The sequence below is a fragment of the Plantactinospora sp. ZYX-F-223 genome (assembly GCF_039649625.1).
Taxonomy (GTDB): Bacteria; Actinomycetota; Actinomycetes; order Mycobacteriales; family Micromonosporaceae; genus Plantactinospora.
The window spans coordinates 1-1,378 of record NZ_JBDJAV010000164.1; the positions used below are offsets into that span (position 1 = coordinate 1).

Sequence of the window (1,378 nt, forward strand, 5' to 3'; positions counted from 1 at the left end):
CTAGTGTCGCGTGTCTGATTTCTTTTGACGGTGGGTGTGAGGTCGTCGTGGTTGGCGTGTCTATCGCTTCTGGGCTCGGTACTGCTTGAGCAACGCGGTGATCGTTTCGTAGTCTTTCGCGCCGTTCAGTTCGTTGAGCAGGTCGTCCGGGCACAGTTCGTAGAGGTCGCCCCACCACCGCCGGGTCTTGTTGTCCCAGATGCGGTAGCCGCCGGGCACGCCTCTGGCCACGTACCGCCGTCTGCTCACCGGGCGTCCTGGGGTGGTCGGTTGGCGTTGGCGAGGATCTGGTCGGCGGTCTTCGTCCAGGCGAACGGCCGGCAGCGTTCGTTGTAGGTGTCGATGAAGGTGCGGATCCCGGCGATGAGGTCGGGCACACTGGCGAAGGTGCCGCGGCGGATGGCCTGGCGGGTGATGATCCCGAAGAAGATCTCCACGAGGTTCATCCAGGAGGCGCTGGTCGGGGTGAAGTGCAGGGTGATCCGGGGATGCTTGGCCAGCCAGGCTTTGACGTTGGGGTGGTTGTGGGTGGCGTAGTTGTCGACCACGACGTGCAGCTTCACCTTGGGGTGGGCCTTGGCGACCTGTTTGAGGAAGGTCAGGAACTCCCCGTTGCGGTGCCGGGGATAGCAGGCGTCCGCGGTGATCCGCCCGGTGGCCACCTCCAAGGCCGCGAACAAGGTGGTGGTGCCGTGACGTTTGTAGTCGTGGGTGCGCCGTTCGGCTTGGTCGAACCGCATCGGTAGCAGCGGGGCGGTGCGATCCAAAGCCTGGATCTGGGACTTTTCATCGACACAGACCACGACCGCGTTCGTGGGTGGGTCGAGGTACAGGCCGACCACGTCACGGATCTTCGCCTCCAGTTGCGGGTCGGTGGAGAACTTGAACGTCTCGATCCGGTGCGGTTGCAGGCCCCAGTCCCGCCAGATACGAGCCACCTCGGCGAAGCTGACCGGCGTGCCGGCCCTGGCCAGGTGATCGGCCAGTAGTCGCGCCGACCAGTGCGTGACCCCCAACTCGGCCGCTGGCGGGTTGAGCGTGGTCACCACGACCGTCGCCTCGTCGATGACCGGCGGACGTCCCGAGCGGGGCAGATCGGCCAGGGCCTCGACGCCGCCGGCGACGTAGCGGGCCCGCCAGGCAATCACGGTCTGGCGGGTCATCCCCACCCGACGGGCGATCTCCGCGTTCGGCAGGCCCTCGGCGGCCAGCAGCACCATCCGGGCCCGCTGCACATGCCCGGCCGGGGCGGTCGACGAGCGGGTCAACTCCCGAAGCCGGGCACCATCACCCGGACAAAGCACCAACGGCGCGGCAACAGACACGCCTGATTGTCCCGCACCCCAAGCGTCAAATCACTTCAGACACGCGACACTAG

General features: G+C 66.4%; 2 protein-coding genes. Both read right to left on the reverse strand.

All coding sequences use genetic code 11. The annotated features are described in order from the left end of the window. Positions 1-60: 60 nt before the first annotated feature. Positions 61-249 (reverse strand): hypothetical protein, encoded by a 189-nt coding sequence (locus AAH979_RS42975; protein WP_346263867.1) that lies wholly within the window; start codon positions 247-249, stop codon positions 61-63. Then, positions 246-1,307 (reverse strand): IS630 family transposase, encoded by a 1,062-nt coding sequence (locus AAH979_RS42980; protein ID WP_346263868.1) that lies wholly within the window; start codon positions 1,305-1,307, stop codon positions 246-248. Before AAH979_RS42980 ends, AAH979_RS42975 begins: the two co-directional genes overlap by 4 nt. Between the last annotated feature and the right edge of the window lie 71 nt (positions 1,308-1,378).